The following is a 7,478-nucleotide window of genomic DNA, read 5'->3' as shown; positions in this document are numbered from 1 at the left end:
ATTAGGCATGAGGCAAAGTCTCCTTTCATTTTAGGTTCTGGATAAACCTAGGGGGTACTTTGCCTTATTTTTTGCCTAAAAATGTTTACACATACTTTTATACATCATCATTATATCGGCGCAACTTGCAATATATCAGCGATTATTAGAATATATCGACTTACCGACAAAAAATGACAACAATAACAATATATAAAGAGGCTGCATGAAGTTCATGCAGCCTCTTTATACTATCCAACTTCCTTTTCTCGCTTTGCACGTTCTTTAGCACTCCATTTAAATACCTTATCTAGTAGAGAGTATATTCTCCCAGACTCTTTCGTTAATAACGGTCCTAACGATGCCAATATTAAAACATATAAAGCAGAGAACGGTTTAATCGCTGCCATTAAGCCACCGGCAATGCCGATATTCGCTACAATAATAGAAAATTCCCCGCGTGATACAAGTGTTAAACCTATATTCGTAGAAGCCTTATGGGATAACCCGGCTTTACGTCCCGCAACCATTCCAGCAGTAAAATTGCCGATTAGAGTAATGAAAACTGCTCCTAATGCCAACCACACTGCTCCTCCAAGCGAAAACGGATCTATGCTTAAACCGAAGCTGAAAAAGAATATGGCTCCAAAGAAATCACGGAATGGGACGACGAGCTTCTCAATCCGATCACTATGCTCTGTTTCAGAAAAGACGAGTCCTAACAATAACGCTCCAATTGCCTCAGCGACATGAATCGTTTCTGAAAATCCTGCTACGAAGAATAAAATAGCGAATATTACGATAATAAAAATTTCATTTGAGGAAATATCTAATATTTTATTTAAAAACGGCGTAGCTTTTCTAGCGATTACAAAGAATAGTAGCATATATCCTACTGCAATTAACACCGATGTAAGAGCACCTACAAATGATGTGGCACCACCGAGTACTAACCCTGAAACGACTGATAAATATACAGCTAAAAAAATATCATCAAACATGATGATTCCTAATATTAATTCAGTCTCTTTATTACCAGATCTTCTTAAATCAACAATTACTTTTGCAACAATTGCACTCGATGAAATTGTAATGATTCCAGCAATAATTAACGTCTCTAATAAGGGGAAGCCCATAACATATCCATAAAGCAAACCTAATATGAAATTAAGTGATATGTGGACAGTCCCCCCAAAAGCAATTGATTTTCCTGATTTAATTAATTTTTTTATTGAGAATTCTAAACCTAAATAGAATAGGAGGAATATGACGCCAACGCGGCCGAGGAAGGAAATAACTTCTCCGCTTTCAATAAACCTTAAATCGATAAGTCCTAAATCGGGGGCATGAGGCCCCACTAACATACCGAGTATAATGAGAAACGGAATAATCGAGAACTTTAACTTCGCAGCGAGGATAGCTGCAAAAGCTACTAATACTAACGCAGTTCCAACTTCAAAGATTAAAGTATCCATCGATTATGAATCACCTCCTGATGAAAGCAATTCATTAATAATTCTTTTCACTTCATGTCTCGCGCCTGATAACACGAGCATATCGCCAGCTTCAATAATAGAGTCTGGACCTGGATTAAAGAATTTCTTCATATTCTTTTTTAAAATAGCAATAATCGTTACGTTATATGTTTTTCTGACATGTAAGCTACCAATTGTTTTTTGTACGACTGGTGCATGATTTTCCACCTTAAACCATTCAATTGATAATCCTTCAAAAGCCATCTCAATCGTGTCTAACGCTTGTGGTCTATATACCATTCCGCCCAATATAGCTGCAATTTGTCTCGCTTCCGAATCACGAAGAGAAATACTTGAAATACTTTCATCATGATCTGCATCAAAATGATACATTTCTCTTCGGCCATCATCGTGAATAACAATAACCAGCTTTTCATTACCTTTTGTAATTACTTCAAACTTACATCCAATGCCCGGTAATTCACTCTCTCGAATATTCATATTCCCGCCTCCTAAAGTTTTTAGTTACGGCTTTTACAAATCAACATCAATCTCGGTTTTAAATTCTTCATCTTTTGAGATTCCTAAATACTTGAGCGTCTCTGATGGCGTTGCGTGATGGAAATGCTTTTGCAATAGTGCAATCGCTATCCCTCTTTTGTATGCATGAAATCCAAACGTTTTTCTCATTGAGTTTGTTCCGATTTTACCAACAATCCCAACCGCTTCAGCAGCATTATGAATTACACGATACGCTTGTTGACGTGTAATTGAATTTTTCGTTTTATTAGATTGAAATACGTAGTTTTCTCTTTTCACATCAATAGATTGTACGTACTCTAAAAGTGCTTCTTTTACTTTTGTATTTAAATAAATATCTTGTTTAAACTTTTCATCTTTCACAGGAAGAGAATAAAACTCTTTAACAGTTCCATCTTCATTTAATATCTCTTCAAATTTCATACTAAGTAGCTCAGTAATCTTTAATCCTGTGTTAATTCCAATAACAAATAAAAGATAATCTCGCTGTGAATGCTCTTTTAAATACTTTTTCATAGCCTCAATTTGGCTTATATCTTTTAATGCCTCTACAACTTCCATACATGTATTCTCCTCATCTTATGAACGGTAATTTTCTCATTATCCTGTTCATTTTACCTTATCATGCTATAGGATTTCCATGTATTATCCATTATTTTCACAATATACGACTTAGATCTGACAATTTTTCATTTGGAAATTTATGATTGTACAAATATCGTGTGGGTAGAAAAATAGGGGGTACAAGTTCAGCTTCTTTCTATTAGAGTGGATTCCTCCTTTCACTTTTCGATTGATGATACTCACATATTATGTTACTTATTTACATTTTATTATATATTTCAGTAACATTAAAGTGTTTTTTCTGAAAATACAAAAAACCGAGAATTTTCACTCGGCTTTTTACGTATTAATCTTCTTTCGGAAGAACAATTCCTTTATACAATTGAACTGTAATGAAGTAATAAATCGCATAAATTACTACGAAAATTACGATTGGTACCCAAATACGGAAGTAAGGATCCATTAAAATAAATCCGAAAATATTCATACCAACTAATACGTGGGCGATACCTACAATTGCTGGGAATAGGAAGACTAAGAATAACTCTTTATAAATGGATTTCGTTAATAATTCACGGCGCACACCGATTTTACGAAGCATTTGATAACGCGTAATATCTTTTGATGCACCAGAAAGAATTTTAAACATTAAACAACTTGCCATCATTGCTAAGAAAGCAATTCCAAGGAAGAAGCCCATAAATACTGTTCCGCTCGCAACTCCGTAGAACATATCGTAAGATTGATATTTACTGTTCATTCTTTCAGCTGTTATATTTTTATATTTATCTAGCTGCAACTCGTCAAGTTTTTTCCATTCTTTTGTATATGTTAAGAAATCATCTGTTTTTCCGATAAATGCTATACCGTCTTTACCATTCATCCCATCGTACATTTTTTGATCTACAATTTTAATTGCATGATCTTCATATATATAATATGGATGAATTGTACTAAAAGCATCAACCCATTCTTGTGGAAGTTCTTTAGCGTTCGCATCTTTCTCATTCATTTCTCTAGAAACTGCACCTACTGGTAGTTCCTCTGAAACTTTCTTCGTATTCACTAAATCCTTCATCGACTCCATATTTGCCATATCTTTTACTAAAGGGCGATTTTTCTCTAAATCCTCTTTTACATAGTAAACGTATTTATCATCCACTTTGTAACGATATTCGCTTTTCTCTTTAAATGTAATACCGTCTAAAATTTTCTTTTCTTCAGCTGTTGGGTTATGAACTACTGAATCATATATTACGAAACCATCAACCATTTTTATAACGTTATTTTTAAACGCCATACCACCTGAAATGGCACCGGCTCCAAGCGCAACTAACATTGCTACTGTTGCAAGTACCTTTGTTAAACTATTAATACGGAAATTTAATTGTGCAAATGTAAAAGCGTTAAGCCCTTTTTCACTACGTTTTTTATTACTTTTTAATTTTTTAATAATAACCGGAAGAAGTGATCCAAATAGCATGTAAGTACCAGCTGTTGTTGTAATTAATGCAATAAGGATTCCCATTTCTCTTAGTTTTTCCATGTAAATCATTGATGCATAGCCAATTCCTAATAAAATAACCGCAAGGAATGCAACTACGCCTGTCATTTTCCCTTTTACTGCAACACGTTCTGTTTGTGCATCTGCATGTACAAGTTGCAATACAGAAATACGTGATAACTTAATACTATTCATAATTGCTGATAATACAAATAGTGCGAAGAAGAAAATGCAAGTAACAGTCATTGATGGAAGGTAAAATGCTTTATAGCCTTCACCAGCAAATTCTAATTGTTTCATTAATAACTGACCGATACCTTCTGCAAGTCCTACACCAACTGTAATACCGATCGCAAGAGACGCAGCGCCTAATACGATTGTTTCGATAAACATAAGTAATGTAACTTTATGCTTTTTTGCTCCTAACATCATATACATACCAAACTCTTTTTGACGAAGAGATAATAAGAAAGAGTTCGCATATAAAATATAGAAGAACGTTATAATAGCGAGTAAAAATGAACCTGCTTGGAATACAAATCCAATCGATTGAATAACTGAGTTAGATTCGATAAACGCTTTATTCAGCGCTAACGTTTGGAACATATAAAAAATTGAAATCGACATGACAAGGCCGACAAGTAAGACGATGTAATCTTTCAGCTTACTTTTCAGTCCTGACATGGAAAGTTTAAATAACATACTGGAGCCTCCTTTGTTACGCTTTTTGTGTGCCTAAGTCTGCAAGCACATCTAAAATCTCTTTATAAAATTCTTCACGTGTACCACCGCGGTGAATTTCTTTATATAGCTCACCATCTTGAATGAATAAAATACGCTGACAGTAACTTGCACTGTACGGATCATGTGTAACCATCATAATCGATACACCTTGATCTTTATTTAAGTTTGTCATCGCATCAAGTAAACTCGTTGCATTTTTAGAATCAAGCGCTCCTGTTGGCTCGTCCCCTAAAATAATTGCAGGCTCATGCACAAGTGCGCGCGCCGCTGCTGAACGTTGTTTCTGTCCACCAGATACTTCAGATGGATACTTTTGAAGTATTGCTGAAATGCCTAACATATCTGCTACCTTCTCTACTTTTGGCCCAATATTTCGCGACGAGACACCTTGAAGAGAAAGTGGAAGTGCAATGTTTTCGTAAATAGATAAGTTCTCTAATAAGTTAAAGTCTTGGAAGATGAATCCTAATTTTTGTGAACGGAAATCTGAAAGCTCACCTTGCTTCATTTGTGTAATATCCGTTCCTGCAATTTCAACAACGCCGCCCGTTGCTTTATCTAGCGTTGAAATTACATTTAATAATGTCGTTTTACCAGAACCAGATGGTCCCATAATCCCAACAAACTCACCCTCTTGAATTGAGAATGATACACCTTTTAATGCATGTGATTGGTTCTCACCTTTTTTACCGTACACTTTTTGAACGTTTTTCACGTCTACAACTGGTTTCGTCATATATATCCTCCTACGCTTGTTTTTCCATTACCTATTTTGCGCCTTTTGGAGATGAACTGCTATTTGTTAACATTACAATTACCTTACACTTTTGTAAGATAGAAGTGGTGCGCGCGTAAGGTTCGTTTTTTCTTTTTGATCAACTTCATTGGTAAATGAAATTTTATTAGCGATTTTTCAAATATATCAGCGGTTCTTACACTTTTATCAGCGATTTTCAAAATATATCGACTTATCGACAAAAGATGACAATAAAAATAGGCTGTTCCGCGAAAGGAACAGCCCACTTCTCTCTTTATTTTTTTAAAGGCGTTACCGTCCAATACGTAATAACACGCCAAATCCATTCTAACGGACCCATTTTAAAGATTTTCATCCAAATTACACTAAACACAATTTGAATTGCATAAATTGCGATACATACATATAACGTCTGCATGTATGTTAAGTTTTCTGCGAAGTGAAATACGCTACCAGCAATTAAAATCATTGCCGTTTGTCCAATGTAATTTGTTAATGCCATACGACCGTAGTATTTGAGTGGTGCTAACAATGTTTGAACTAGTTTTAACTGAAGTAATAAAATTAATGCTCCTACATAGAAAGCTGAAATAATTGGTCCAACTGTAACACCAATTTTTAAGAATTGACCTGCAGCATCCATTGTTCCATCCTCAGTCATAATTATCATATTTACAAATGGCTCAGCAGGAACATGCCCATATTGATACCATATAGCTACGACGCTTAAAACGAACATAACACCTGTAAAAATAGCGACTTTCTTTATGTTTTGTGAGAGGTTTTCAAATACACGATATTGCCCTGCAGCAAGACCTAATAAAATTAAGCCAAGTGGTAATAGTTCTTTAACGCCCATCACACTAAAAGCAATTGTCAAAATAAGACCAATTATTAAGTTCACTTCTTTTTTCGCTTTATAAAATGGTAAAACGATTAACCCGCAGATTGCATATAACGTTAACGCTTCGCCAGGCTGAAACATGTAATGAAGCAAACCGAAAATAAATAGCGCAACTAGACGGCGTAAAAATAGAACATATCCATTTTTCCCTTTTGCAATTGCTCTCGAGATAAAGATATAGAATCCCACTCCAAATAAGAATGAGAAGATTGAGAAGAAACGACCTTCTACAAATAAGTATAGAAACCTTTGATAGCTAGCATCTACTGTATTAGGATCTGGAATTTTAATATTAAGTAGTGCAAGAATATTTACTAAAATAATCCCCAGTAATGCAAAGCCACGAATGTAATCTAACTCATCAATTCGTTTGTTTGTAATGTTGTTCCCCATAAAGCAACTCCTTGTCCAAAATTTAATCCTCCCTTACTCTACTAGAGATGTTATCTTACAACTATCGACAAACCTTACAGAAATCTTACATTATTGTCATATAGCAAAATAAAACCAGGTCATATTGCGACCTGGTTTACTCTGATTGCTTTGATCTTTGAGGTTGTCCTTTTTTACTGTTGCGTTGTTTTACTTGAACAACTGGATCAAGCTCATTTGAAAATTCAGCGTTATGTCCATTTTGCGTTTTTTGCTCTGGGTTATTTTGATCTGAACGTTTCGCCATTACATTCACTCCTTCTTAGTGCGGTGTAATAATCATTTGATGTTGCAGTTGGCGAATTGCCATGCGTGCTCTATTTAATTGCTCACGTTGCTCATCATTCGCATGTTGTTGCATCGTTTGTAAATCGTTATATGCTTGTTCTAATTTTAACTGCGCATCCGAATACTCCATCGTATTGTAATGCTCTTGTCTCATACCTTGGTCTAATTGTTCTTTCGCATATTCCACAGCTTGTTCCGCTTGTGTAATATACGATTCAAGTGATTGACGCTCTGCCATAATTGTCCCTCCTTGCTTCAATTCCCCTTTAGTGTGTCCCTTCCATCTCTACC

Annotated in this window: 8 protein-coding genes; all 8 read right to left on the bottom strand. The window is 35.2% G+C overall.

What is annotated here, in order from left to right; translation table 11 throughout:
• Positions 1-230: 230 nt before the first annotated feature.
• Positions 231-1,454: a cation:proton antiporter gene (locus MR070_RS21630; protein ID WP_000380186.1), complete on the bottom strand. Its 1,224-nt coding sequence runs from the start codon at positions 1,452-1,454 to the stop codon at positions 231-233.
• A 3-nt stretch (positions 1,455-1,457) separates the two neighbouring features.
• Positions 1,458-1,955 carry a cation:proton antiporter regulatory subunit gene (locus tag MR070_RS21625; protein ID WP_001026039.1) on the bottom strand — a complete coding sequence of 166 codons (498 nt, stop codon included), beginning with the start codon at positions 1,953-1,955 and terminating at the stop codon, positions 1,458-1,460.
• Between the two features lie 33 nt (positions 1,956-1,988).
• Positions 1,989-2,555, bottom strand: a complete 567-nt coding sequence (locus MR070_RS21620; RefSeq protein WP_000454214.1) for a tyrosine-type recombinase/integrase — start codon at positions 2,553-2,555, stop codon at positions 1,989-1,991.
• Positions 2,556-2,904: 349 nt separating this feature from the next.
• Positions 2,905-4,764, bottom strand: a complete 1,860-nt coding sequence (locus MR070_RS21615; protein ID WP_242261990.1) for an FtsX-like permease family protein — start codon at positions 4,762-4,764, stop codon at positions 2,905-2,907.
• 16 nt (positions 4,765-4,780) lie between these two features.
• Positions 4,781-5,542, bottom strand: a complete 762-nt coding sequence (locus MR070_RS21610) for an ABC transporter ATP-binding protein (RefSeq protein ID WP_000165859.1) — start codon at positions 5,540-5,542, stop codon at positions 4,781-4,783.
• Between the two features lie 295 nt (positions 5,543-5,837).
• The gene (locus tag MR070_RS21605) at positions 5,838-6,860 is read right to left on the bottom strand and encodes a DUF418 domain-containing protein (RefSeq protein ID WP_000527721.1); all 1,023 of its coding nucleotides are present in this window, start codon (positions 6,858-6,860) and stop codon (positions 5,838-5,840) included.
• 136 nt (positions 6,861-6,996) lie between these two features.
• Complete coding sequence (locus MR070_RS21600) at positions 6,997-7,146, bottom strand: hypothetical protein (protein WP_001129345.1); 150 nt, start codon at positions 7,144-7,146, stop codon at positions 6,997-6,999.
• 15 nt (positions 7,147-7,161) lie between these two features.
• Complete coding sequence (locus tag MR070_RS21595) at positions 7,162-7,425, bottom strand: YtzC family protein (protein ID WP_000840868.1); 264 nt, start codon at positions 7,423-7,425, stop codon at positions 7,162-7,164.
• Positions 7,426-7,478: the final 53 nt, after the last annotated feature.

The organism is Bacillus cereus group sp. BfR-BA-01453, assembly GCF_022662915.1.
GTDB classification, from domain to species: Bacteria; Bacillota; Bacilli; order Bacillales; family Bacillaceae_G; genus Bacillus_A; species Bacillus_A paranthracis.
The sequence above is the reverse complement of the archived record's forward strand: the minus strand, read 5'-3'. Positions and strand labels throughout refer to the sequence as shown.

Excerpts from the sequence above, each read along its gene's own strand:
- MR070_RS21630 (WP_000380186.1), bottom strand. The coding sequence starts at position 1,454 with ATGGATACTTTAATCTTTGAAGTTGGAACTGCGTTAGTATTAGTAGCT.
- MR070_RS21625 (WP_001026039.1), bottom strand. The coding sequence starts at position 1,955 with ATGAATATTCGAGAGAGTGAATTACCGGGCATTGGATGTAAGTTTGAA.
- MR070_RS21620 (WP_000454214.1), bottom strand. The coding sequence starts at position 2,555 with ATGGAAGTTGTAGAGGCATTAAAAGATATAAGCCAAATTGAGGCTATG.
- MR070_RS21615 (WP_242261990.1), bottom strand. The coding sequence starts at position 4,764 with ATGTTATTTAAACTTTCCATGTCAGGACTGAAAAGTAAGCTGAAAGAT.
- MR070_RS21610 (WP_000165859.1), bottom strand. The coding sequence starts at position 5,542 with ATGACGAAACCAGTTGTAGACGTGAAAAACGTTCAAAAAGTGTACGGT.
- MR070_RS21605 (WP_000527721.1), bottom strand. The coding sequence starts at position 6,860 with ATGGGGAACAACATTACAAACAAACGAATTGATGAGTTAGATTACATT.
- MR070_RS21600 (WP_001129345.1), bottom strand. The coding sequence starts at position 7,146 with ATGGCGAAACGTTCAGATCAAAATAACCCAGAGCAAAAAACGCAAAAT.
- MR070_RS21595 (WP_000840868.1), bottom strand. The coding sequence starts at position 7,425 with ATGGCAGAGCGTCAATCACTTGAATCGTATATTACACAAGCGGAACAA.